This window comes from Flavobacterium sp. ZB4P23, assembly GCF_003970375.1.
GTDB lineage: Bacteria > Bacteroidota > Bacteroidia > Flavobacteriales > Flavobacteriaceae > Flavobacterium.
Genome location: NZ_RYDK01000004.1, coordinates 289,100 through 313,704 on the forward strand (window position 1 = coordinate 289,100; position 24,605 = coordinate 313,704).

Here is a 24,605-nt window from a genome sequence, read left to right on the forward strand (position 1 = left end):
AATATTAATTCAATTTATAAAATCCCTTTTCGCCTGTTGCGTGAAAAGGGATTTTCTGTTTCTCGCAACTGGCTTTCCATTGTTTTTGTATGGATTTAAAGTTGGACGCATCAGCCACAACTAATTTTGGCTTCATTATTTGGAGTAGGCGGTCCATATTTATTTTAGAGGATTGTGTCAATACAATAACATCCGGATTGATGTTTTTGGGATACACTCCGGAATGGTCTACAATAAATATTTTTTCTCCTTTAAAATACAGGAAATTTCGGAGTTCTTTTTTCTGTCGTAAAGTGCTCAGGTTTCCAATGCAATAGGATTTTATAAGACTGTTTTCTTGTGCCGTTTTTAAAAGACTGTCATTGGCGTAAACAATGATATTTGCTCCATTTCGTTCAGTGATCAAGGTATTCTTTCGGCTGTTGAAAACAATAAATTCCTGCTCGTTTTGCACGTTCCAATGGGTTGTAAAACAAGAAAATTGCACAACTATAATACAAGTTAAAGCGATTGCTAATTTGTGGAAAGTAGGTTTTTTAAACCAAATGATAAGGCTTATTAGAGCTAAATAACTACTGAGTAACAGGTATAAATTAAGCGGAATATCTTGAATTATAAACTGTTCTATCGAAGCTATTGCGTTGATAATCTTGTTTAAATAGTAAATACTGGTTTCCAGCAGGTGGGAGAGAAAAACCGGAATAAGGTCAAATGCGGCCAAAATCATTACCAAAACGCCTACTATCATTATGAAACTCAGTACTGGAATAATGATTAGATTGGTCACAAAAAATAAACCCGGAAACTGATGAAAATAATAAATACTCAGGGGTAAAGTACCTATTTGCGCCGCCAAGGAAACGGTGAGAATGTTCCAGACGTATTTTGAAGCTTTGTTTTCTGGTTGCCACACAGAGGCCAAAAGTGGTTGCAGCCAAATAATGAAAAACAAAGCAATGTAACTCAACTGAAAACCAACGTCAAATAGAAACGAAGGCTCAAAAAACAAAATCAATAACACAGAAACTAATAAAGTATGGTAAATATTGACGCTTCTGCGCAGATGATTCCCAATAGCCACAAAGGAAAACATAGTCACCGAGCGAACTACTGATGGTGCTAAACCTGCAATTATACCAAAAACAGACAAAGATGCCAGAATAAGGAGTAGTTTAAGGAACGAGCCCTTTTTTGTATTTGGAATCGGCTTTAGAATATAAGTTACAAAAAGCAAAATGAAGCCAATATGCAGTCCTGAAACGGATAAAATATGTACGGCTCCCGCATACTGGTAATCCCGTATGATATCAGGTGAAATATCTTGTTGTTGCCCCATGATCAGAGCAATGGCAACATTCAATTCCGTTTTATTGAAGTTGTTTTTTTCTAAATTCCGAATAATTCGCGTTCTCAATTTTGAAGAATAGTACCAGATATTTTTCGCTGTTTTATTTCCAATTTTTATTTCATCACCAGCAGCAAACAGTTGTGCATAGATTTGTTTGTTTTCAAGGTATTTGCCGTAGTCAAATTGATTCGGATTCATAGGTTGTTTATTCCTTGACAACGTGCCTTTGATTAGCAAAGGGGTTCCTGCTGCAAATACGGGGTTTAAATGATTTTTTTGAACGTTAAGGAGCAATCGGCCAGACTGTTCTTTTTCATTAATATGGTTGACAAGGACTATATAACGGTCGCTAAATAAGGAGCTTTTCAGCTTTTCTCTAACAACAACAGAAATAGAATGAGGCTGCTGAAAAGCATTTGTATTGTGGGTGTAGTTGTCCTTTTGAAAATAATCCGTGTGGGTTACTTGTGTAGTGGTTCCAATGATAAAAGACAAAAAATAAGTGGCAATACCAAAATAAGCGGTACGGGTGTTGCTTTTTTTGGATAAAAAAAACAACACCCCAAAGAGACTCATAGCGGTTAAAAGTATAACAATGACTGCTGCTAATGGAGGATGCAGGTAAAAAGCGAAAAGAAGTCCTGAAACAAACCCAATTGTTATTCTTGCCAAAGGAAATTGTAGTACTTTCATGACTCTAAAGTACATATTTTTAGTACGTAACGAATTTATTTTTTTTGAAAATAGGTTGAAATAGAAACACAGGGATTAGTAATGAAGAACTCGAGCTATAAAACCCTGTTGAGTTGAGCAAATCTGGTTTTGTAATACACTTCTTTTGTGGAGGAAATCATAACGCCTCTTGAGGTCGACGCATGAATGAATTTTATCTCGTCTTCATTGACTTCAATGACTATTCCTACGTGGTTTATTTGTCGGTTTCTATTGGTTTTAAAGAATATCAGATCCCCTTTTTTAGCTTTTTCTTGTTCATGATCTAAAATAATACCGTGTTTTGATTGTTGAATCGAGGTGCGAGGCAGACTTATTTCATTTGAATCAAAGATGTTGACCATCAAGCCGGAACAGTCAAAACCTGATTTTGTTGTCCCGCCATACCTGTATTTCACACCAATATTTTCAGCAGCAGCATCGATTAATTGTTCGACCAGACGTTGTGCTTTCCTTTTTTCGGATTGAATGGATTGCTCTTTTGGGTCTGCTTTTTTCGAGTTGGTTATCGGGGAAGTTGATTTACAAGCCGTAAAAAAGGTAAGAACCAATACAAGAAATAGAAAATGTTTCAAAAGAGTGTAATTTTTTTGTAAAGGGAGCTATTTATAAATAAGAGATAATCTACAGTAAATCAGACACGATGAGTTTTGCTGTTTTTTCACTAGCGCCAATGCCACCTAATTGCTGTTCTAATAACGCATATTTTTCTAAAAGAGTATTGCGGTGGTTGATTTCTAATATTTTTTTGAGTTCTTCTCGAATGCGTTTTGGATTGCATTGCTCTTGAATTAGTTCGGTCACCACCTCCTCATCCATAATCAAGTTGACTAATGAGATGTATTTCAGGGTAATAATTCGTTTAGCAATTTGGTAGGAAGCCCAGCTGCCTTTGTAGCAAACTACTTCCGGCACTTTGAAAAGCGCTGTTTCCAGTGTTGCCGTTCCTGAGGTTACTAATGCAGCTGTTGCATTACGCAGTAAATCATAGGTTTTATTAGAAATGAATTTAATGTTTTCTTGAGTGATGAATTCTTTATAGAAAGAAAATTCCTGACTTGGCGCCCCTGCAATCACGAACTGATAGTCTGGAAAATCATTTGCCACACTGAGCATAACTGATAACATTTTAGTTATTTCCTGTTTTCGGCTACCGGGTAAAATTGCAATTATCGGTTTGTCGTTTAATTGGTTTTCTGTTCTAAAAAGGATTGAATCAACTTCGGGTTGGTTGTGGATGGCATCAATCAGTGGATGCCCGACAAATTCTACCGGAAAATGGTGTTTGTCTTCATAGAATTTTTTTTCGAAAGGCAAAATCACATACATTTTATCAATATCACGCTTGATAGCTGTAATTCTGCTTTCTTTCCAAGCCCAAATTTGTGGAGAAATGTAGTAGTGCGTTTTCATTCCTAACGCTTTTGCCCATTTTGCAATCCGTAAATTAAAACCAGGATAATCAATGAAAATAAGAATGTCCGGCTGAAATTCAAGAATGTCTTTTTTGCAGACTTTGATGTTGCTTAAAATAGTTTTCAAATTAAAAATTACCTCAATAAAGCCCATAAAAGCTAATTCTCGGTAATGTTTTACTAAGGTTCCGCCTGTTGTATTCATTAAATCGCCTCCCCAAAACCGAATGTCAGCTTTAGGATCTTTTTTATAAAGTGCTTTCATTAAATTGGAACCATGCAAATCGCCTGAAGCTTCCCCTGCTATAATGTAGTATTTCATGTTTGTTGGATTAGAAAGGTATAAATTCAGCATTTAAATTTATAAATTCAGGTCTGTTATAAATGGTATGTCAATTTACAAAGGTAAACTAATAAGCCTTCTTAAATAAACAAAGTGAGTACTGTCATTAGTATGATGGCCAATACGACACCACGCGCCATCATTTCTTTATTCATTTTTAGCAGAATGCCAAAGGCTATCAACGTAAGGATGGATCCCAGTGTGATGATTTTTCCTAAATTTCCCTGCGCTTTTATGATCTGAATTCCAATGATAAACTGGAAGTCAGTAAAAAAGGTAATAAAGAGATAGCAGCCAACTAGTGTAGTGAGAAATCCTACCAAAATCCCCCAGACTAAATCGTTCTTATTCATTCCATTTCCAGGTATTAAGTTGCTGTATGGCATGATGTGCTGTCAAGTCAAATTGAACTGGAACAACTGATATGTATCCATTTTCGAGCGCCCATTCGTCTGTGTCTTCGCCTTTGTCCTGATTGACAAATTCTCCTGCCAGCCAATAGTAATCCCTTCCTTGCGGTGTTTTTCTTTTATCAAATTTTTCTACCCAAAGTGCTTTGGCTTGGCGACAAATACGAATTCCTTTGATGTCCTTTTCGTTTAATTTTGGGAAATTAACATTTAAAACGACCCCTTCTGGAAGTCCATTTTCTAAAACTTCTAAAGAGATTTTGCGTATAAAAGTTTTGATCGTTTCAAAATTGGCGTTCCAGTCATAATCTAAAAGAGAGAAGCCTATAGCTGGAATTCCCTCTATTCCTGCCTCGACTGCCGCACTCATGGTTCCGGAGTAAATTACATTTATGGATGAATTTGAACCATGATTGACACCGGAAACACATAAATCTGGTTTTCTTTTTAGGATTTCATTTACAGCCAGTTTCACACAGTCCACTGGAGTTCCGGAGCAGCTGTACTCTAAAAATGGATCACTATCTTTAGAGATTTTATTCAAATACAACATGCTGTTTATGGTAATGGCATGCCCCATGGCACTTTGTGGATTGTCAGGCGCAACCACGACGATTTCGCCTATTTCTGCCATAACGGCAATTAAGGCTCGAAGTCCCGGTGCCGAAATTCCGTCGTCATTCGTTATTAGAATTAAAGGTCTTGTTTTTTTCATTATACCTGTTTGTAAAAAGATTGATTATTTTTGATTTTCGGAGTATATGTAATCCCCCTGAATGAAATCACTAAACAAAATATAAAAATAGGTTATGTTGGTTGATTTAACTTAAAATAATAAAAACAATTTATATCTTTAACAAAAATTTATGGGGCTACTGCTGCGGTTGGCATAGTTTTTACCATAATTTAGATTAAAAATTCATGAATACAATTCTTAGCTTTATGAAAAGAAATTATAAAATCATACTTGTTGTTGTATGCCTTTCGTTAACATTGTTTGCTTTTAAATATAATGCATCAAAAGAGAACGACCCAGAAAAAGATAAATTACTCCTAGAGTTGTTGACTTTTGTAATCCAGAAAGGACATTACAATCCTGCCGATATTAACGATACTTTTTCAAAAGGAATCTATAAAGATTATATTGAGGCTTTAGATCCATCTAAACGTTTTTTCCTGCAATCCGATATCGATGAATTTTCGAAATTTGAGTTGTTGTTAGACGATCAGTTGTTGAATAAAGACTTGTCTTTTTTTAATCTTACCTATGATCGTTTGATGAAAAGAATGGAAGAGAGTAAAAAGATTTATAAGGATGTCTTGAGTGAGCCTTTTGATTATTCTGTCGATGAAAGCTTTAATATAGATTATGAAAAGGCTCCCTATGCTAAGAGTGCAAATGAATTAAAGGATAAATGGCGCAAGCAAATTAAATTATCAACTCTTTCTTCTCTAGTAGATCGTTTGGCTTTACAAGAAAACAAGACTAATGAGGCAAAACTGGATGCTGCAATACTGAAAAAAGAGGAAAAATTAAAAGAAGAACTTTCTAAAGAAACAGCAAAGGACAGCACGGTAACCCCAGATAAACCAAAGACTTTTGAAGAATTAGAAAAAGAAACCAGAAGAAATTCTGGAAAATCATTAGATGAATATTTTGGGTTTATAAAAGATTTGGATAGAAATGATTGGTTTTCTGTGTATATAAATTCTATTACGGCTCGTTTTGATCCGCACACGAATTATTTTGCTGCCGAAGAAAAAGAACGATTTGATGTAAGTATAAGCGGAAAGTTAGAGGGAATTGGTGCCCGTCTCCAAAAGAAAAATGATTTAACTGAGATTTCGGAACTTATTTCCGGTGGTCCCGCATGGAGAGGGAAACAACTGGAAGCAGGAGATTTAATAATGAAAGTAGGGCAGGGCTCCGGAGTTTCAGTTGATGTTGTTGGGATGCGGCTTGATGATGTGGTAAAGAAAATTAAAGGACCAAAAGGTTCGGAAGTCCGACTTACAGTTAAAAAAGTAGACGGAACAATCAAGATTATTTCTATTATCAGAGATATTGTTGAAATTGAGGAAACGTACGCCAAGTCAAGTATCGTGAATAAAAACGGGATGAAATATGGGATAATTTATTTGCCTAAATTCTATATTGATTTTGAAAATAAAGACGGTAGAGATGCCGGTAAAGATGTTGCTATTGAAGTCGAGCGACTGAAACAATCCGGTGTTGATGGAATTGTTCTTGATGTTCGTGATGACGGAGGCGGATCATTATCCACGGTTGTAGATATTGCAGGCTTATTTATTGAGCAGGGTCCCATTGTTCAAATTAAATCAGCAGGAAGAAAAAAAGAAGTGTTGTACGATCGAGATAAAAAAATAGAATGGGATGGCCCTTTAGTAATTATGGTGAATAGTTTTTCTGCCTCAGCTTCTGAGATCTTAGCCGCTGCAATTCAAGATTACAAAAGAGGAATTATAATTGGGAGCAAACAAACGTACGGTAAAGGAACCGTTCAAAATGTGATTGACCTGAACCAGTTTGTGCGCAGTAGCTCCGTTGGGGATTTAGGTGCTATTAAGACCACCACACAAAAATTTTATAGAATCAACGGTGGTTCTACTCAACTAGATGGTGTACGAAGTGATATCGTTATGCCGGATCGTTATGCCTACTTGAAAATGGGAGAGCGCGATATGGATAATGCAATGCCTTGGGACAAAATTGATCGGGCTGACTACAGTGTTTGGACTAATAATGACAACTTTAATCAGGCGATAACAAATAGCAAAAACCGTATTAGTAAAAATGCACAGTTTCAATTAATTGAAGAGAATGCGAAGTGGATTGATAGTAGAAGCGAGGAGAATGTGTATAGTTTGAATATTGATACATTTAAAATCGCACAATCTGAAATTGAAGAAAAAGCTAAAAAATACAAACCAATTGTAGATTACAAAAATCTACTTACGTTTACTTCACTGCCTCATGAAGCAGATGCAATTAATAAAGACGCTTCTTTAAAAGAAAAAAGAGAAAGATGGCATGAAGCTTTAGCAAAAGATATTTATGTTGAGGAAGCACTGAATGTATTAGAAGATTTGCAATCAAAAGCAATTTCTAAAAAAAGCATTCCTGTTAAAATTAAAAAAGATAAATTAGCGAAATCTTAGGTATTTTTTTAACAAGTTTCAGTCAATAATAATAGAAAAACCCTGTACATTCTTAAGAACGTACAGGGTTTTTCTATTTGGGTAATTGTTTTTTCGAGTTTTGTAACTCAGTGAAGGAGACTAGATAAGTAAATCAATGCTGTTTATCTATCAATTTAGTGTGCTAAAATGTTACTGAAAAAGACCGGATTTATTGCAAATTACCATCTGAATTTTGGTATTAACGTATAACTTTAGGATTCAATTCAATGTAACAATAAGATAAATATATTTATTGTTTAGGTCTTTGATTCAAAAACAAAGAGTAATAATCCATAGTGAGGTTCGTGGATTACTTTTGTCTTAAATTTGTCAAATTACCATTCATTTACTTTATTGGCATCCATTTTTATAAATATAAAAAGCAATATTGTAAATCCCCAAAGACCGGAACCTCCGTAGGAAAAGAAAGGCAAGGGTACGCCAATGGTGGGGAAAATACCGGCTACCATGGCTATGTTTACAAAGAAATGAGTAAAAAGTACGCCTGCAACACAGTAACCATATACTCTGCTAAACTTTGTTTTTTGTCTTTCGGCAAGGTATATTATTCGAAGAAGTAAACAGGCAAAAAGGGCGATTACAGCCAGAGAACCCAGAAATCCCCATTCTTCGCCTACAGTTGTGAAGATGTAATCCGTGTGTTGTTCCGGTACAAAACCACCTTTGGTTTGTGTTCCTTCTAGGAATCCCTTTCCAAACCAGCCTCCAGATCCTATGGCTATTTCGGATTGATTGGTGTTGTATCCAATTCCTTTGAGGTCAACAGTTTTTCCTAAAAGAATATTAAAACGATCTCGGTGATGTTGTTTGAACAGGTTGTCAAATACATAATCTACAGATAGCACAAATCCAGAAATCAGGGCAAAGATAATACTGCTCAAAACAATATTTCGGTCTGCCAGTCTTGATTTGAAATGAACCAATATTATAATTGCTAATCCAATAAGTATTACATATTCTGGTTCTAATAATAAGGTAAACACAAATAAAAGAATTGTAATAAATCCAGTCCAAACATACCAAGCCGGAAGTCCTTCACGATACAAAACAATGATGAATATGCTGTATATCAATGCGCTTCCAGGGTCTGGCTGAGGCAAAATGAGTAGCACAGGTAGGAAGATTATGGCAAGAGCCTGTATTTGTCTATTGACTTCTTTTAAATTAATTTGTGTGTCACTCAAATATTTGGCTAATGCTAATGAAGTGGCTGCTTTTGCAAATTCAGAAGGCTGGATCGTGAAGCTTCCAATAGCATACCAGCAACGTTGACCAGCAATTGTTTTGCCAAATAAAAACAGCCCGGCTAATGTGAGTAGTGATACTCCAAAGATGATACTCGCATATTTCTCATAAAATTTCCCGTCAACCGAGAGTATTATGAATATTAATGGAATGGTCAATACGATGAAGATCAGTTGTTTTTCATAGGTGTCTTGCATCGAAGACATAGAGGAGGAATAGATATTTAACCAGCCCAAAATAACTAATACCGCATAGATGATTATGCTTATCCAATCAATATTATTTGTGATACTTTGGTTTTTCATTACATTTAAATAACTTGTTTTTTTACTTTTGAGGTATCTGTTTTAATCCTTACGGCAGGAATTGTTCTTTTATTTAAAAGCGAGTCGCTAATGCGTAATTGCAATTTGACTGCGTCAGAAAGTCCACCTAATTTGGCATATTGACTTTGTAAGCTGGTTGCAAGTATTCTTTTTTCCAGATCTATCCTTGTGATTTTTTGTCTTAGGTATTTTTCAATCATCAAACTGGCAATTGGTCCCGCTATTGTTGATCCAAAGCCCCCATTTTCAACCATGATAGCAATGGCAATTTTCGGATTGTCTTTTGGTGCAAAAGCTACAAATATGGAATGATCTTTAAGTTGAATTCTTTTGCCTCCAATTTTAGCAAAATTTTCAGCTGTACCGGTTTTACCACAAATATCTATTCCTTCGACTTTAAGTGCGCTAGCAGTCCCCATGTTGTACACATCAAACAAACCGCTAATTATGGGTTTGAAGTGTTTTTTGTCGATGGTAGTGGTGTGTTTTGTCGTGAATTTTTTATCAATTTTGTGGCCTTCAATTTTTTTGATGATGTGAGGGGTGTAATAATAACCTTCATTTGCAACAGTTGCCATCATGTTAGCAAGTTGTATGGGTGTCATTAGAACTTCGCCCTGTCCTATTGAATTAGAAACGATCGTGGTACTTCTCCACCCTCCATTTGGATAGATGCGTTTGTATGTTTTAGAATCCGGAATATTTCCTCTTTTACCTGTTGGTAAGTCATATCCCATAAATTGTCCCAGTCCAAAGCTTTTTATGTGGTTGCTCCAAACATCAACAGCTGTGGCCGGTTTTGTATATTTGTTTATTGTCTTCATATACGCTGTGGCAAAATAGGAATTGCAAGATTCATATATACCTCTGTGCAGCTGAAGAGAACCTCCTCTACAATGGCATCTCATAAATCGACCTCTTGCATAACTAAAACCATTATTGCAGGATACGCTTGTGTTTTCATCTATTACACCTTCTTGTAGAGCAACTAAGCCAGTTAAAATTTTAAACGGTGATCCTGGCGGATATTCAGCTAGTAATCCTCTGTCATACAGTGGCTTTGCTATTGAATCATGGTATAGTTGGGTGTAGTTTTTAGAGCGTTGTCTTCCTACCAATATTCCTGGATCATAAGAAGGAGCGGTTACCAGTGCTAGTATTTCGCCAGTGCGAGGTTCTATAGCAACAATTCCGCCTCTTTTATTAATCATCAATTCCTCTCCGTATTTTTGAAGTTCGGCGTCAATAGTAAGATTTATATCTTCTCCTTGCACGGCTATAGTGTCGTATTTCCCTTCTTTATAGGAGCCAATTTCCCTATTGTATTTGTCTTTTTGAATGTATTTAACCCCTTTTACCCCGCGTAAAAGATCTTCATAGCTTTCTTCAACTCCCTGTCTTCCAATTAAATCACCGCTATTGTAATATGGATTTTTGGCTACTAGTTTTTCATTTACCTGAGTGATGCCCCCAAAAACATTGGCTCCAAAATTTACTTCATAATCACGAAGGGAACGTTTTTGAAAATAAAAACCTTCATATTTTCTTATTTTTTCTTGAAAAGCTGCAAATTCACTTTTATTCAATTGTGATAAAAAAACAGAGGGTAACCGCGGACTATATATTCTAGCTTTTTCAATTCTTTTAATGAAATCTTCTTTTGAAATTTTCAACAATTGACAAAGTTCTAAAGTATCTGTGTTTTTTAATTCTCTAGGAATGACCATAATGTCATAAGATGCTTGGTTCGCAACCATTAATACGCCTTTACGGTCATAGATGTAGCCTCTTTCAGGATATTCATATTTTTTTTTAATTGCGTTATTTTCAGATTTTAACTTTAAGGTGTCATCCACTATTTGCAAATAAAAAATACGCAATATTAGTAAAGAAGTAGCAAGAATGATTAGGGAAGGCAATAGTGCTTTTCTCATCTTTTATTAGGCTTAATAAGGTATATTATAATTATGCAAATAAGGAGTGTGAATATGGTACTCAATAAAGTTCGTAATACGACATCTAAAATAAAGCTAAATTGAAAAGCTTCCAGCAAAAACATCGTAAAATGATGAATGGTAACCGATAGTAATAAAAAAGAAAATCTTTCTGGGGTTAATACATCATTCAGTTTTATAGTTTGGTATTCATAACTTAACCCAAAGGAGAACTTAAAAACAGAAGGTCTAAAGTAGGCTAATACTAAGCAAGCGGTCGCATGTGTTCCTCCAGAATTACTGAACATATCCATGATAAGGCCTAGTAAAAAACTAGCAATTAGTAGTCCTGATTTATTTCCATTTACGGGATAAAGTATGATAAATAACACATAAGGAAATGGGCTTATATACCCAAAAAAATTCATGTTATTAAATATGATAATCTGAATTGCTAATAACAAAAGGAATCGGGAAATATTGACTAATAGTGCGCTATTCATCCTTATTTCTTTTTTCTAAATTAATAATTTCTTCACGATCTTTACGCGTTATAATATAAACGTGACCTAGATTTGTCATATCGTTAAATAATTTAACATTTATGGTGTAATAATTAGTCTGATTGTCTATTTCTATTTTGTCAATAGTTCCTATGTTGATGTTTTCTGGAAATATTACAGATTGCCCCCCTGTTACAATGGTATCTCCTTTTCTAATAGCGGCTAATCTAGGAACATCTATCAATTGTACAAAGCCAGTACTTTTTCCGTTCCATATCAAAGATCCAAAATGATTGGATTTTTTGATTTTAGCATTAATTTGAAATTTCTTATTTAAAATGCTGATTACAGTGGCATAATTAGGTGAGGTATTTTCTATGATTCCTATAATTCCTAAGCTGTTTATAACACCCATGTCTGGTTTCACACCTTCTAGTTCTCCTGAATTTAAGGTTAAATAATTTTCGTGAGTACTATAAGAATTGTGTATTACCTTAGATACTAATATATCTCCTGATTCGATCCCTTTTAGACTGTCTAGTTTTTTTATTGCAGTGGTATCTTTTTTGTTAAATATAAGACTCTTTAATTTTGCGTTTTCAAGCGCGAGTGCTTCATTTTCAGTTTTTAAATTCAAATATTCATTAAGGTTGTTTACCTTTTCATAGACACCTCCGCTTAGAAAATTTGCAGAACTAATTATTTTACTTCTGTGAAAGGAGTGGGATTGAATGGTAAGGGATAATGAAATACCCAAAAGCAGCAAAAACAGTAACCGATTACTGTTTTTAAAAATAAAATTAAATATTTGCTGCATTTTCTAACGGTATAATATAAATAGCTGTCTGTTTTATTTTGGAATCTAATAGTTGTTGCTGGATGCTATCTCAGTCCTGTAAATTGACAAGAGTAGCTATAACAAATTACTTGATTAAAATACTTTTAAATTTAGCAATGTTTTTTAGTGCCATTCCTGTCCCTCTTACTACAGCTCTTAACGGATCTTCTGCAATGTAAACTGGTAAATCAGTTTTTTGTGAAATTCGCTTGTCAAGACCTCTTAACATGGAGCCTCCACCGGCAAGGTAGATTCCTGTGTTGTATATATCGGCAGCTAGTTCTGGGGGAGTTTGTGATAACGTTTCCATAACGGCATCTTCAATTCTTTGAATTGATTTGTCTAATGCTTTTGCAATTTCTCGGTACGATACTTCTACCTGTTTTGGTTTACCAGTAAGTAAATCTCTACCTTGAACGGACATGTCTTCAGGAGGTGTTTCTAAATCTTCTATTGCTGCGCCAATTTGAATTTTTATTTTTTCAGCTGTACTTTCTCCAACAAAAAGATTGTGTTGGGTACGCATATAATATACGATATCATTTGTGAATACATCGCCAGCTATTTTTACTGATTTGTCACAAACAATACCACCTAAGGCGATTACGGCAATTTCAGTTGTTCCACCACCTATATCTACAATCATGTTTCCTTTTGGTTGCATAATATCAATACCAATACCTATTGCTGCTGCCATAGGTTCGTGTATTAGGTATACTTCTTTACCGTTTACTCTTTCACAAGACTCTTTTACGGCTCTCATCTCCACTTCGGTAATGCCAGAGGGAATACAAACGACCATTCTTAACGCAGGAGTAAACATTCTTTTCTTTAGCGCGGGTATGCTTTTGATAAACATACTTATCATTTTTTCTGAAGCATCAAAATCAGCAATTACACCATCTTTCAAAGGGCGTATTGTCTTAATGTTTTCATGTGTTTTACCTTGCATCAAGTTGGCTTCTTTGCCCACAGCAATGATTTTACCAGAAACTCTGTCTCTGGCAACAATTGATGGACTGTCTATTACAACTTTATCATTATGTATGATTAAAGTATTAGCGGTACCAAGGTCTATCGCGATATCCTCAGTCATGAAATCAAAAAATCCCATAAATTTTTTGGGGTTAAAATGTTATAAATTTGAAACGCACAAAGTTAAACAAATTAATGTTTAAAATGACGCGTTCCCGTAAATACCATTGCAAGTTTATTTTCATTGCAATAGTCAATGCTCAAATTGTCTTTGATGGATCCGCCTGGCTGAATTACCGCAGTAATACCTGCTTTTTTAGCTATTTCAACACAGTCTGGGAAAGGGAAAAATGCATCACTTGCCATTGAGGCTCCATGTAAGTCAAATCCAAAATTTTTAGCTTTTTCTATCGCCTGTACTAAGGCATCAACTCTGGATGTTTGTCCTGTACCGGATGCAATAAGTGTTCCGTTTTTAGCAAAAACAATCGTGTTTGATTTGGTGTTTTTACAAATTTTGGAAGCGAAAATTAAATCCTGAATTTCCTGTTCAGTAGGAGCTGTTATGGTAACGGTTTTTAAGGCTTCTTTATTGTCAGTTACCGTATTTCTTTCTTGAATTAAAAGTCCGTTCAAGCAGGTTCGTGCCGTTTTTTGGGGTAACGCAACCTCGTTCTGAACTAATAGGATTCGGTTTTTCTTTTCTTGTAAAATAGTCAGGGCCTCAGTATCATATTCGGGGGCAATGACCACCTCACAAAATAATTTGTTTATCTCTGTTGCAGTCGCTGCATCAATTTTAGTATTGGAAATTAAAACACCTCCAAATGCAGATGTCGGGTCACAAGCTAATGCGGCTAAATAGGCCTCAGTAATAGTTGTTCGTGTCGCTAAACCACAAGCGTTGTTGTGTTTTAATATGGCAAATGTAGGGCCGTCATTGTTGAATTCAGCTATCAAATTTACAGCCGCATCTACATCCAACAAATTATTGTATGATAATTCTTTTCCGTGCACTTTGTTGAACATGGCCTCAAAATCTCCAAAGAAAAATCCTTTTTGATGTGGGTTTTCACCGTATCTCAGCACTTGACCGTTAGGAATACTTTCTTTGTAAATGGTTTCGTCAGTATTAAAATAATTGAAAATTGCAGTGTCATAATGCGATGAAACATGAAATGCTTTTGTTGCCAATAATTTTCGGTCTTCCAATGTTGTGGCGCCATTTTGATCGATAATTAAATCTAAAAGCAAGCCGTATTGATCTACCGAAGCCACAATTACGGTATCCTTGAAGTTTTTTGCAGCAGCACGAATTAAAGAAATACCACCAATATCTATTTTTTCAATGATGTCTGCTTCACTTGCTCCTGAAGCAACCGTTTTTTCAAAAGGATATAAGTCAACAATGACTAAGTCAATTTGTGGAATGTTGAATTCTAGCATTTGTTGTGCATCACTCTCATTATCTTGGCGATTTAGTATTCCACCAAAGACTTTTGGGTGTAATGTTTTTACTCTTCCACCCAAAATAGAAGGGTAAGAGGTCACATCTTCAACGGGTATTACGGGAATTCCTAAATTTTTTATAAAATCCTCAGTCCCTCCAGTAGAATAAAGTGTAACATTTTGACTGTTTAGTTGTCTTACTATAGGTTCTAATCCTTCTTTTGAAAAGACGGAGATTAATGCAGATTGAATTGTTTTAGTTGTGCTCATTATGTAGTTATAGTTATAAAATGCAAAAATAGTTTTTTAATGTCAAAATTAAGCCATTTGAAATTGAGATAATTGTAATTTTTACGGCTATTGCAACGGGAAACATAAAAATAGCGCTTTCACAATGTAACGAAACGATTTTTCATTAGGTTTCTGATTAATATTTATAGAATTTTACTTAACACTAAATAGATTGTATGTTAGTTTACCTTCGATTATTAAAAGAGAGTTTTAGCTTTGCGATGAATGCATTGCGCAACAATAAGTTACGAACGCTGCTTTCTTTGTTAGGCGTTACTATTGGAATTTTTTCTATTATAGCGGTACTCGCTGCTGTAGATTCTTTGGACAGAAAAATCACTAAAGATTTGAGTAGTTTAGATAAAAATACGATTTATTTGATGAAATTTTCTTTCGGACCTTCGGAAATTCCACAATGGAAAAGAGAACAGTTTCCTAATGTGAAGTATGATGAATACACCTATATGAAAGGTGCAATGACTAACACGGATCAAATGGCCTATCAAATATTTATTAGAAGAGAATCTATTAAATTTGATTCAAAAACAGTTAGTGATGTCAATATAGTTCCTGTTTCTCAGGAATTTATAGATATTCAGGGCCTTGAGTTTGAAAGCGGACGATTTTACAATGAATCCGAAGCCAATTCCGGAGCTACAGTTGTTGTTTTGGGGAATGAAATTGCAAAATCACTTTTTGATGATGCAGAACCCATTGGAAAAAACGTGCGGTTGTATGGAAATCGTTTTACGGTCATTGGGGTTTTGAAGAAACAAGGAGCGGGTTTATTTGGGGATAGTAATGACACCTCAGCTTATATTCCAGTCAATTTTGTGCGACAACTATACGGGGATAATAATACTGCTTTGACAAATGTTATTATTTTTAAACCTGAAAATGGAGCTGACATGGCAGCTTATAAAGAAGAAATAGCACAAAAATTAAGAAGCTTTAGGGGATTGAAAGCAGGTGAAATAGATAATTTTTTCATTAATGTTTTTTCTGGATTTACTGACCTTATTGATGGTATCCTTGGGCAAATGAATCTTGTAGGATGGGTTATCAGTGGCTTTTCTCTGCTTGTAGGTGGTTTTGGAATTGCTAATATTATGTTTGTTTCTGTAAAAGAGCGTACGAATTTGATTGGGATCCAAAAATCATTGGGAGCCAAAAACAAGTTTATATTGTTTCAGTTTTTATTTGAAGCGATAATATTATCAGTTATTGGTGGTTTGATAGGATTGCTCTTAGTTTGGATTATTACTCTTATTGTAACAAAAGCCTTAGACTTCGAGTTTGTCTTAAGTATGGGTAATATTGTCCTAGGAACAGGATTAGCGGCTATAATTGGTCTAATATCCGGAATTCTACCTGCAATTGCAGCTTCTAAATTAGATCCGGTGGAGGCTATTCGTACCGGGATATAAAAAACTCAGGTTTGTGTAGTCCTCTTTTGTAAACACTTAATTTTAAATATAATGGCATAACAAAAAACAGCTTCCAATATTTTTTTGGAAGCTGTTTTGTTTGGTATAAAGAGAATGTAGCGCAAATATAAAATCCCAATTGCTTGGGATTTTATTTATCGAATATCATTGTTCTGAATCAAATCAATGTACAAGTTGATCTTGTCTTTCAATTCTTTTCTTGGTGTGATAAAGTCTAAGAAGCCATGTTCGAGTAAAAACTCAGCAGTCTGAAAACCTTCTGGTAAATCTTTACCAGTTGTGTCTCGTACTACCCTTGGGCCAGCAAATCCTATTAATGCGCCTGGTTCAGATATGTTGATGTCACCTAGCATCGCGTATGAAGCAGTTGTTCCTCCAGTTGTAGGATCTGTACATAACGAAATATAAGGCAGTTTTGCTTCGGCAAGTTGTGCTAACTTAACAGATGTTTTGGCTAATTGCATTAAAGAATAGGCAGCTTCCATCATTCTGGCTCCACCTGATTTTGAAATCATGACAAAGGGCATGTTGTTTTTGATGGCGTGATCAATTCCTCTCGCAATTTTTTCACCTACAACTGCACCCATAGAACCACCAATGAAGGCAAAATCCATACAGCAAATAACTAAATCTTTACCTTTTGATTTTCCAACTCCCGTGCGTACTGCATCCTTGAGTTTGGTTTTTTCCATTACATCTTTCAAACGATCTGCATATTTCTTGGTATCAACAAAGTGCAAAGGATCTTTAGAAGTCATATTCTTGTCTAATTCAACAAATTCATTGTTGTCAAATAAGATTTGAAAATATTCAGCACTTCCAATTCTGACATGAAAACCATCTTCTGGACTCACAAATAAGTTGCGAGCTAGTTCATCGGCATCAATGATTTTTCCGGTTGGAGATTTGTACCAAAGTCCTTTTGGAATATCCATTTTGTCTTCGGTAGCGGTAGTAATCCCTTTTTCTTTTCTTTTAAACCAAGCCATTTCTTTAGTATTCAGTGTTCAGTAATCAGGTATTCAGTGTTTTGTAATCAGTTTTAGTATTCCATTATCAGCATTTGAGATCTGAACACTAAAAACGGACCACTATTTTATAATGTATTCACATTGTTCAAGTCAGCAAATGCTTGCTCAAGTCTTGTGTTGAAAGTAACTTCACTTTCACGCAACCATTTTCTTGGGTCGTAATGTTTTTTGTTTGGAACATCAGCGCCTTCTGGGTTTCCAATTTGAGTTTTCAAATAGTCAATATTTTTAACCATGTAATCACGAATTCCTTCTGTAAATGCAAATTGCAAATCAGTATCGATATTCATTTTTATTACCCCGTAGCTGATCCCTTCTCTTATTTCTTCTAATGTAGAACCAGAACCACCGTGGAAAACGAAATCTACTGGATTAGATCCTGTATTGAATTTATTTTGAACAAAATCCTGAGAATTTTTCAAGATTTTTGGAGTCAATTTTACATTTCCGGGTTTGTACACTCCATGTACGTTTCCAAAAGCAGCAGCAATTGTAAATCGTGGACTTACTTTTGAAAGTTCTTCGTATGCGTAAGCAACTTCTTCCGGTTGTGTATATAATTTAGAACTATCTACATCAGAGTTGTCTACACCATCTTCTTCACCACCTGTGATTCCAAGTTCGATCTCTAATGTCATTCCCATTTTACTCATTCGTTCTAAATAGCCTTTGCAAATTTCGATGTTTTCTTCGATAGGCTCTTCAGATAAATCAATCATGTGAGACGAAAACAATGGTTTTCCGGTTTTAACAAAATGTGCTTCGGAAGCATCTAATAGGCCGTCTATCCAAGGTAATAATTTTTTCGCACAATGGTCAGTATGTAAAATTACAGTTGCTCCATACGCTTCCGCCATGGTGTGAATGTGTAAAGCTCCTGCAATTCCACCAGCGATAGCTGCTTTTTCACCAACATTCGAAAGTCCTTTACCTGCATTAAATTGTGCTCCTCCATTAGAAAACTGAATGATAACAGGAGCATTAAGTTTTGCTGCAGTTTCAAGGACACCATTGATTGTATTTGATCCAGTAACGTTTACTGCCGGAAGTGCAAATCCTTTTTCTTTTGCGTAATTGAAAATTTCTTGTACTTGATCTCCTGTAGCTACGCCCGGTTTAATAGTATGTGCCATTGTGTTTTTTTTAGTTATTTTTTAGTTTTTAGTTTTGCAAAAATAAGAATTATTTAGCATTAGAACGGGTAATTTATTCCAAAATTTAAAACAGAGTTTCCAAAATTATATTCTTGAAACCATCTTTTACGGGTTTCGTTGGCAGGATTATAGGTTTTAAATCCTAAATCAAAACGAATTACAAAAAAACTCAGGTCATATCGAAGGCCGAATCCCGTGCCTAATGCAATGTCTTTTAAGTCGCTGAAACTGGTAAATGTTGATTTCTCATCCACCACATTATCCAATACGTTCCAAATGTTCCCGGCATCAGCAAAAAGGGCCCCTTTTAAATTGCCTAATATTTTAAATCTAAATTCACCACTAATGGCAATTTTCATGTTGGCTTCATTAAAATCATCTACAGCTCCGCTACTCCCGGGACCTAAGCTGTATGGTTGCCAGGCTCGGTTGTCATTTGAGCCCCCAGAAAAATAACTCCTTGAAAAAGGAATGTAATTTGAATTCCCAAATGGGACTGCAATGCCAAAAAAGGATCGAAAGGCAAAGATCTTTTCTTTAGATAAATCCCAATGTTTGATGTATTCAAATTCTGTTTTTAGGTATTCAGAGTATTCTAAATTAAATATCTCATAATTACCGGTGACATTTTCTTTTTGATTTGTCGTTTTTGCAAAAGCTGACAATAGTGTTCCCGCTGATTCTATTTTTGTTCTAAAGAGATAAAAATCATTGTCTAATAAGTCTTTCTTTGTTGTTTTTGAAAACGTAAAACTTGTAGCGAGTATAAAATCGTTTTCCGTAAGTCGGAGTCTTCTTTCCTCAATGCTTTTTACACTTTCTATATCAGCACTTTCTAATGGTTTTAAGAAACTCGCATTTCCTGATAAGACATCACGGGTAAATCCAGTTGTGCCTCTTTCAATGACTAAATCCCTATCGATATCATTGTTATAGTAGTTAGGGTTGGTGTTGTATTGCTTCCCTATGGCATTCAATGCTCTGTAAGAAGAGTTGTAAACAAAGAAATAATTATTGGGATTTAGATTGCGAACAAACTGGGTGTTAAACAGGTCAAATCGGGCAGTATGGTTTCTTTTTGGAGTCCAATTGTACGATAGTGCTCCCGTGAAATTTTCTTTGTCTAACCCCAGATTTCTTTGTTTTGCAAAACCGACTGTGATTAGTGTGGAGGGAATCATGCTTTTTGGAATGATTTTTTCAGTGCTAAAGGGAATGAAAATTCTAGGAATATTTAATTTTAAATCCAACCCGTACTCGGATACATTAAAAAAATTATTATTTGGATTGGCAAGATCTTGTGAGGAACCTATATTGCCACGGGCTGCAATTTCCAGTGTTTCAGCACCATTAAAAACATTTCTGATTGTTTCTGAAACACTCAATCCGATACCAAAATCCTGAATGTTAGAATGGGTAACATCTAGTGTAGTCCCAAAACTATATTTTTTGCGGGGAGTCAGGTATACTTTAGCGATCAGCGATTGTGCAGTACTGTCTCTTTTGTCAACTTCATATTGTATGGAGGGGTAGTTGAATACTTTGAGGTTGTTCAGGTAGCGTGTGGTCAAGACTGTTTTGTAATCAGCATACAAACCTCCCTTTGTAATGAATATGGCGTTAGTTATCGCGCGAGGTTTGTATTTTAATTTTTGATGGCTGTATAAATTGAAGTTTTTGTAGGTTGTACTATCTGTAATAGTCCGGTTGTTATTCTCTGAGGAATAGTCCGTATAAATATTTACATCACTTATTTTATAAATTTTAAAAGGCACCGTTTTGCTAGAATCCTGATCTTGGTACGAATAATTATTAATGACCAGGTTTATATTTGCTTGATTTACTTTTTTAATCGTGTCAATATCAAAAGTAACGTAGTTGGACTGAAAATAATAGGCTCCGTTATTTCTGAAATGAGTGGTAATTCGGTTTTTTTCATTCTCAAAATCTTCTGTTTTGTATTGATTGCCTGATTTTAGAAAGGTATTGGATTTATTGGTTTGGTATAAAGAGTCTAATGCTGGAGTTAAAATAGTGGTTTTTAAAGTATCTAGGAAAAAGGCATTTCCGGGCGTTATGGCGTATTTTATTTTAGCTTTTTTAAGGCTCAGGGTGTCTATGTTGTAATTTGCATTTACATTAAAATAGCCATTGTTGAAATAGTAATATTTCAATCGCAATACTGATTTGTCAGCTCTTTCTTTGTCGATAATTACAGGAGGCTCTCCTGTTTTTTTTAAAAAATTATGGATGCCATAATATAAAAAAGACTTTCCGAGTCTGTTGACTTGTTTTTCAGACAGCCATTTGGATTGTCTTTTGTATTTTTCGGGATTGTTAGCAAACTTAGCCTGATAGGTTGAATCTGGATTTAGATTGGCAAGATTGTAAAGGTTCAAGCGCAAACGATAGCCCAGCAAGGTACTGTTTGGTTTTTGATACAACTGATTAAAAATAGTTTCCTCCTTAATGGATTTGCCATTGGCCTCGATTTCATTTTTTGTAAGCAGCAATTTCCCGTCAGGAACTCTTTTTACAGCGTCACAAGCGCAAATTAGTATTGCAATTACAATAAATGCAGTTATTTTTGTAGAAATTTTTTTCAAGTGTTCTAAAATATTTAATTCAAAAGTACATTATTTTATGGTTAGTAAAAACCAAATAAAGCTTATAACGAGTTTGCAGCAAAAAAAATATAGGATAGCCAATAAATTATTTTTTGCCGAAGGTGTCAAAGGAATTGAGGAACTATTGGATTCTAATTTTGAATTGGAACATTTGTTTACCACCCAAAATGATTTTGATTCGGTAAGCCAAGAAAAAAAAACCATTATTTCAGAAAATGATTTAAAAAAAGTTACCGCATTGGCTACTCCGAATACATGTTTAGCCGTTTTTAAGATGCCAGTAGAAAAATCAATTACCGAAACCGGTTTGATTCTAGCGCTTGATTCTATTCGGGATCCTGGAAATTTAGGGACTATATTGCGTTTGTGTGACTGGTTTGGGATACAACAAGTCTTGTGTTCAAAGGAAACGGTAGATCTGTATAATCCAAAAGTGGTTCAGGCAACCATGGGCTCCATTGCCCGGGTGAATGTTAATTATGTTGATTTGAATGTTTTTTTAGCGCAGACAAAACTTCCAATTTTTGGGACCTTCATGGATGGAGAAAATATTTATAAAGCAACTCTTCCTCAACAGGGAATTATTATCATGGGGAATGAAGCTAATGGAATTTCTCCGGTTCTTGAAAATGAGGTCCACAACCGACTCACAATTCCTCGTTTTGGGAATCTTCAAAAAACGGAAAGTCTGAATGTAGCTGCAGCAACAGCAATTGTCTTAAGTGAGTTTTGTAGAGGCTGATAGCAACGCGCAGTCATAGTTTACGGGAGAACTTAAAACGGCCAAACTACTTTTTAATGGAAAGTAAAATTAATTAAAATGGCTCTGGTCTTTAAGGCTTCAATGTTTCCTGTCCAAGGACTGCTGGGGTCATTGTCTCTAATTAGTTCGTCATTAAGTCCAAAAACACCTCTTATGGAAGGCGAAAATATAAAATATTCGGAAAAAAGGTCAATTCCAAAGCCTAATTCATAATTAGTAGTCCATGATTTAACTCGAAAGCGTTCCTGCAAATTATCATCCATCAACTTAGAGTTGCTGGATAAGTTTAAAGTAGCTGACAATCCTCCCACTAAATAGGGGCGAATATTGCCCGTTCTTAGGGAGGAAAATTTCAACAATAAAGGAAAATGAATGTACGTGCTGTTCACTTCTCTAAGCGCATCGCCACTGTTTGAAAAATTAGGATAATACAAGTCTCTTTTTGTGTAATACAATCCAGGTTCAAATCGCAAGTTAATGTATTCCTGTAATTTTACATCACCAATAATTCCCACATTGAAACCGGTTGTTTTTTTGACCAGTATATCAGGGCCTTTCATTTTATAATCAATTTTAAAATCATAGGAATTGAATCCTAAGTAAAAGCCATAATAAACTTTCTTTTTTTGAAAATTTTCCAAATTAACAATGGGATCTTTGCTGAAAATAGTTCGAGACTTTTGGGCGTATCCGTTTAGAATAAAAGCAAAAAAGAGTAAGGCAATTATTTTTTTCATGTTATTTTTTAGAAGCTGAGTAAATGGTCGCCACACCAAAGGTTTGCGGTAATGCTACAACATCTATAAACCCAATTTCTCTTAAAATATTGTTTAACGCCTCGCCATAAGGAAAAGCGGCAGCTGATTCAGATAAATAACCGTAGGCAACGTTATCCTTAGAGAATAATTTACCTATCAAAGGCAGGATGTTTTGACTGTAAAAAGTATAGCCTTGTTTGTAAGGCGTTTGGTCTGGCACTGACGTTTCTAAAATTACAAATACACCATTTGGTTTTAAAACTCTTAAAATTTCAGCTAATCCTTTTTCCAGCGTTTCAAAATTTCGAACACCAAAAGCAACGGTAATCGCATCAAAATAATTGTCTTCAAAAGGCATGTTTTCTGAGTCGCCCAAAATCATTTCAATAGTAGCAGTAAGGTTTTTGGCAGCAATTTTTTGGACGCCAACTTCCAGCATTCCGGCAGATATGTCTAAGCCAATGATTTTTTCAGCATTGGTTTGTGCCATTAAAATCGCTAAATCTCCGGTGCCCGTAGCAATATCCAGGATTATTTTTGGATTGGATTTCGCAACCATCTGCAAAACTTTTTTACGCCATTTTATATCAATTCCAAAAGAAATGACACGATTCAATTTATCATAGTTGCCTGAAATGGTGTCAAACATTTGAGCAACCTGTTCTTTTTTACCTAAGGCAGAACCTTTATAAGGAGTTATCTTTTCTGACATTTTTTTTATGCAAATATAATACAAACGGGATGAACTAAAAACGAGTTCTTTAAATTAGAAGCAAGTTTTGTTTTATGTGCCGGAATGATTTTTTGCGAACTAAATAAGACTAAGTCCGTTAAAATAAGAAACATTTTTTTATTTGAAATATCACTAAAAGTGGGTATTGTATCTCCGATTTTTATTGCGCAAATTTGGTATTCAAGAAAGAACCATATTAAATGATTAAAAAAGAGTCAGTGAACCTAATCAAATGGATATTTTTAGCGCTATTTATCTCATTTGTTCTTGTTAGCTGTTTTGAAAATGCTGTTTTACAAGGCAGTATTGTAGTTAAAGCGCATCATACGTTCTTAGGATTAAATTTGTTTTTGGAAATTTTAATTTTTTTCGTCTTTAGTACCTTCGTGGTATTTGGTATTAAAGACTTTTTTGAGATGTATTCTCAAAAAACATCAAACATTATAATCTTCGTTTCTGGAGTGTTACTAGTGTTTGTAATTTTTATATTAGTTTATCAAATACTGTTTCAAGACTAGGTCATTGCTCTTAATCAATGGTTTAAAAAAAACATCCCCAAAAGGATGTTTTTTTATTTTATTTCCTAACGAATGTCTGGTAGGAATAATCGTAAAGATGCTTTTCATCCTTCTCATTAAATTCCGAAACTATTATTTTCCATTCGGACTCATTAATCGCAGGGAATTTGGCATCGCCTTCAAAGGAGTGATGTACCCGTGTGATTTCTATTTTATCAGTAAAAGGAAGTCCCAAAGTATAAATTTCGCCGCCACCAATTATAAAGGTGTCTTGGTCTTTTGGACAAACTTCCAATGCTTTTTCAATACTATCAACAATTATGCATCCTTCAGCGTGATACTCTTTTTGTCGGGTGATTATGATGTGGGTTCTGTTTGGTAATGGTTTGGGAAAACTTTCAAATGTTTTTCTCCCCATTATGATATGATGCCCGGAAGTAAGTGATTTGAATCTTTTAAAATCGTTGGGCAAATGCCAGATTAATTCATTGTTTTTTCCTAGCGTATTATTCTCGGCTACGGCCGCAATCATTACTATCATA

At 35.0% G+C, this 24,605-nt stretch carries 20 protein-coding genes; 3 read left to right on the forward strand and 17 right to left on the reverse strand.

Annotation, left to right across the window (positions count from 1 at the left end; all coding sequences use genetic code 11):
• Positions 1-4 precede the first annotated feature (4 nt).
• From EKL99_RS08760 to surE, 5 genes are all read right to left on the reverse strand, one after another.
• Entirely contained in the window at positions 5-2,041 is a 2,037-nt protein-coding gene (locus EKL99_RS08760; protein ID WP_126576791.1) for a ComEC/Rec2 family competence protein, read from the reverse strand.
• A gap of 95 nt (positions 2,042-2,136) precedes the next feature.
• A complete protein-coding gene (locus tag EKL99_RS08765) occupies positions 2,137-2,655 on the reverse strand; it encodes a C40 family peptidase (RefSeq protein ID WP_126457469.1) in 519 nt (172 codons plus the stop codon).
• A 49-nt stretch (positions 2,656-2,704) separates the two neighbouring features.
• Positions 2,705-3,817 carry a lipid-A-disaccharide synthase gene (gene lpxB, locus EKL99_RS08770; protein ID WP_126457468.1) on the reverse strand — a complete coding sequence of 371 codons (1,113 nt, stop codon included), beginning with the start codon at positions 3,815-3,817 and terminating at the stop codon, positions 2,705-2,707.
• A 101-nt stretch (positions 3,818-3,918) separates the two neighbouring features.
• A complete protein-coding gene (locus tag EKL99_RS08775) occupies positions 3,919-4,191 on the reverse strand; it encodes a hypothetical protein (RefSeq protein ID WP_126453152.1) in 273 nt (90 codons plus the stop codon).
• Positions 4,184-4,963: a 5'/3'-nucleotidase SurE gene (gene surE, locus EKL99_RS08780; protein ID WP_126457467.1), complete on the reverse strand. Its 780-nt coding sequence runs from the start codon at positions 4,961-4,963 to the stop codon at positions 4,184-4,186. Before surE ends, EKL99_RS08775 begins: the two co-directional genes overlap by 8 nt.
• A gap of 206 nt (positions 4,964-5,169) precedes the next feature.
• Between surE and EKL99_RS08785 the strand changes: the two genes are divergently transcribed.
• Complete coding sequence (locus EKL99_RS08785; protein ID WP_126554939.1) at positions 5,170-7,428, forward strand: carboxy terminal-processing peptidase; 2,259 nt, start codon at positions 5,170-5,172, stop codon at positions 7,426-7,428.
• Between the two features lie 356 nt (positions 7,429-7,784).
• On the opposite strand, the gene rodA is transcribed toward EKL99_RS08785, so the two are convergent.
• The 6 genes from rodA to purH all read right to left on the reverse strand — a co-directional run bounded on the left by rodA (position 7,785) and on the right by purH (position 15,010).
• The gene (gene rodA, locus EKL99_RS08790) at positions 7,785-9,020 is read right to left on the reverse strand and encodes a rod shape-determining protein RodA (protein ID WP_126457465.1); all 1,236 of its coding nucleotides are present in this window, start codon (positions 9,018-9,020) and stop codon (positions 7,785-7,787) included.
• A gap of 5 nt (positions 9,021-9,025) precedes the next feature.
• Positions 9,026-10,975 carry a penicillin-binding protein 2 gene (gene mrdA / locus EKL99_RS08795; RefSeq protein ID WP_126554942.1) on the reverse strand — a complete coding sequence of 650 codons (1,950 nt, stop codon included), beginning with the start codon at positions 10,973-10,975 and terminating at the stop codon, positions 9,026-9,028.
• Positions 10,972-11,478 (reverse strand): rod shape-determining protein MreD, encoded by a 507-nt coding sequence (locus EKL99_RS08800; RefSeq protein ID WP_126457463.1) that lies wholly within the window; start codon positions 11,476-11,478, stop codon positions 10,972-10,974. Before EKL99_RS08800 ends, mrdA begins: the two co-directional genes overlap by 4 nt.
• The gene (gene mreC, locus EKL99_RS08805) at positions 11,471-12,295 is read right to left on the reverse strand and encodes a rod shape-determining protein MreC (protein ID WP_126457462.1); all 825 of its coding nucleotides are present in this window, start codon (positions 12,293-12,295) and stop codon (positions 11,471-11,473) included. Before mreC ends, EKL99_RS08800 begins: the two co-directional genes overlap by 8 nt.
• 106 nt (positions 12,296-12,401) lie before the next feature.
• Positions 12,402-13,430 (reverse strand): rod shape-determining protein, encoded by a 1,029-nt coding sequence (locus EKL99_RS08810; protein ID WP_126452939.1) that lies wholly within the window; start codon positions 13,428-13,430, stop codon positions 12,402-12,404.
• A 53-nt stretch (positions 13,431-13,483) separates the two neighbouring features.
• Positions 13,484-15,010: a bifunctional phosphoribosylaminoimidazolecarboxamide formyltransferase/IMP cyclohydrolase gene (gene purH / locus EKL99_RS08815; protein ID WP_126457461.1), complete on the reverse strand. Its 1,527-nt coding sequence runs from the start codon at positions 15,008-15,010 to the stop codon at positions 13,484-13,486.
• Between the two features lie 197 nt (positions 15,011-15,207).
• On the opposite strand from purH, the gene EKL99_RS08820 reads away from it, so the two are divergent.
• The gene (locus EKL99_RS08820; RefSeq protein ID WP_126554946.1) at positions 15,208-16,458 is read left to right on the forward strand and encodes an ABC transporter permease; all 1,251 of its coding nucleotides are present in this window, start codon (positions 15,208-15,210) and stop codon (positions 16,456-16,458) included.
• A 155-nt stretch (positions 16,459-16,613) separates the two neighbouring features.
• Here EKL99_RS08820 and accD read toward each other — a convergent pair whose 3' ends face one another.
• The 3 genes from accD to EKL99_RS08835 all read right to left on the reverse strand — a co-directional run bounded on the left by accD (position 16,614) and on the right by EKL99_RS08835 (position 21,270).
• On the reverse strand, positions 16,614-17,468 hold the full coding sequence (accD, locus tag EKL99_RS08825) for an acetyl-CoA carboxylase, carboxyltransferase subunit beta (RefSeq protein WP_126457459.1): 855 nt from the start codon (positions 17,466-17,468) through the stop codon (positions 16,614-16,616).
• A 107-nt stretch (positions 17,469-17,575) separates the two neighbouring features.
• A complete protein-coding gene (gene fbaA, locus EKL99_RS08830) occupies positions 17,576-18,643 on the reverse strand; it encodes a class II fructose-bisphosphate aldolase (protein WP_126562105.1) in 1,068 nt (355 codons plus the stop codon).
• Positions 18,644-18,702: 59 nt separating this feature from the next.
• The gene (locus EKL99_RS08835) at positions 18,703-21,270 is read right to left on the reverse strand and encodes a BamA/TamA family outer membrane protein (protein ID WP_126554950.1); all 2,568 of its coding nucleotides are present in this window, start codon (positions 21,268-21,270) and stop codon (positions 18,703-18,705) included.
• A 37-nt stretch (positions 21,271-21,307) separates the two neighbouring features.
• On the opposite strand from EKL99_RS08835, the gene EKL99_RS08840 reads away from it, so the two are divergent.
• Complete coding sequence (locus tag EKL99_RS08840) at positions 21,308-22,033, forward strand: RNA methyltransferase (RefSeq protein WP_126576792.1); 726 nt, start codon at positions 21,308-21,310, stop codon at positions 22,031-22,033.
• A gap of 53 nt (positions 22,034-22,086) precedes the next feature.
• On the opposite strand, the gene EKL99_RS08845 is transcribed toward EKL99_RS08840, so the two are convergent.
• From EKL99_RS08845 to EKL99_RS08860, 3 genes are all read right to left on the reverse strand, one after another.
• Complete coding sequence (locus tag EKL99_RS08845) at positions 22,087-22,791, reverse strand: porin family protein (protein WP_126457455.1); 705 nt, start codon at positions 22,789-22,791, stop codon at positions 22,087-22,089.
• A gap of 1 nt (position 22,792) precedes the next feature.
• Positions 22,793-23,524 carry a bifunctional demethylmenaquinone methyltransferase/2-methoxy-6-polyprenyl-1,4-benzoquinol methylase UbiE gene (gene ubiE, locus EKL99_RS08850; protein WP_126457454.1) on the reverse strand — a complete coding sequence of 244 codons (732 nt, stop codon included), beginning with the start codon at positions 23,522-23,524 and terminating at the stop codon, positions 22,793-22,795.
• Between the two features lie 597 nt (positions 23,525-24,121).
• On the reverse strand, positions 24,122-24,604 hold the full coding sequence (locus EKL99_RS08860) for a dihydrofolate reductase (protein WP_126576793.1): 483 nt from the start codon (positions 24,602-24,604) through the stop codon (positions 24,122-24,124).
• Between the last annotated feature and the right edge of the window lies 1 nt (position 24,605).

Excerpts from the sequence above, each read along its gene's own strand:
- rodA (WP_126457465.1), bottom strand. The coding sequence starts at position 9,020 with ATGAAAAACCAAAGTATCACAAATAATATTGATTGGATAAGCATAATC.
- EKL99_RS08785 (WP_126554939.1), top strand. The coding sequence starts at position 5,170 with ATGAATACAATTCTTAGCTTTATGAAAAGAAATTATAAAATCATACTT.
- EKL99_RS08800 (WP_126457463.1), bottom strand. The coding sequence starts at position 11,478 with ATGAATAGCGCACTATTAGTCAATATTTCCCGATTCCTTTTGTTATTA.
- accD (WP_126457459.1), bottom strand. The coding sequence starts at position 17,468 with ATGGCTTGGTTTAAAAGAAAAGAAAAAGGGATTACTACCGCTACCGAA.
- purH (WP_126457461.1), bottom strand. The coding sequence starts at position 15,010 with ATGAGCACAACTAAAACAATTCAATCTGCATTAATCTCCGTCTTTTCA.
- lpxB (WP_126457468.1), bottom strand. The coding sequence starts at position 3,817 with ATGAAATACTACATTATAGCAGGGGAAGCTTCAGGCGATTTGCATGGT.
- mrdA (WP_126554942.1), bottom strand. The coding sequence starts at position 10,975 with ATGAGAAAAGCACTATTGCCTTCCCTAATCATTCTTGCTACTTCTTTA.
- EKL99_RS08820 (WP_126554946.1), top strand. The coding sequence starts at position 15,208 with ATGTTAGTTTACCTTCGATTATTAAAAGAGAGTTTTAGCTTTGCGATG.
- ubiE (WP_126457454.1), bottom strand. The coding sequence starts at position 23,524 with ATGTCAGAAAAGATAACTCCTTATAAAGGTTCTGCCTTAGGTAAAAAA.
- EKL99_RS08845 (WP_126457455.1), bottom strand. The coding sequence starts at position 22,791 with ATGAAAAAAATAATTGCCTTACTCTTTTTTGCTTTTATTCTAAACGGA.
- EKL99_RS08840 (WP_126576792.1), top strand. The coding sequence starts at position 21,308 with ATGGTTAGTAAAAACCAAATAAAGCTTATAACGAGTTTGCAGCAAAAA.
- surE (WP_126457467.1), bottom strand. The coding sequence starts at position 4,963 with ATGAAAAAAACAAGACCTTTAATTCTAATAACGAATGACGACGGAATT.
- EKL99_RS08860 (WP_126576793.1), bottom strand. The coding sequence starts at position 24,604 with ATGATAGTAATGATTGCGGCCGTAGCCGAGAATAATACGCTAGGAAAA.
- EKL99_RS08810 (WP_126452939.1), bottom strand. The coding sequence starts at position 13,430 with ATGGGATTTTTTGATTTCATGACTGAGGATATCGCGATAGACCTTGGT.
- mreC (WP_126457462.1), bottom strand. The coding sequence starts at position 12,295 with ATGCAGCAAATATTTAATTTTATTTTTAAAAACAGTAATCGGTTACTG.
- EKL99_RS08775 (WP_126453152.1), bottom strand. The coding sequence starts at position 4,191 with ATGAATAAGAACGATTTAGTCTGGGGGATTTTGGTAGGATTTCTCACT.
- EKL99_RS08760 (WP_126576791.1), bottom strand. The coding sequence starts at position 2,041 with ATGAAAGTACTACAATTTCCTTTGGCAAGAATAACAATTGGGTTTGTT.
- fbaA (WP_126562105.1), bottom strand. The coding sequence starts at position 18,643 with ATGGCACATACTATTAAACCGGGCGTAGCTACAGGAGATCAAGTACAA.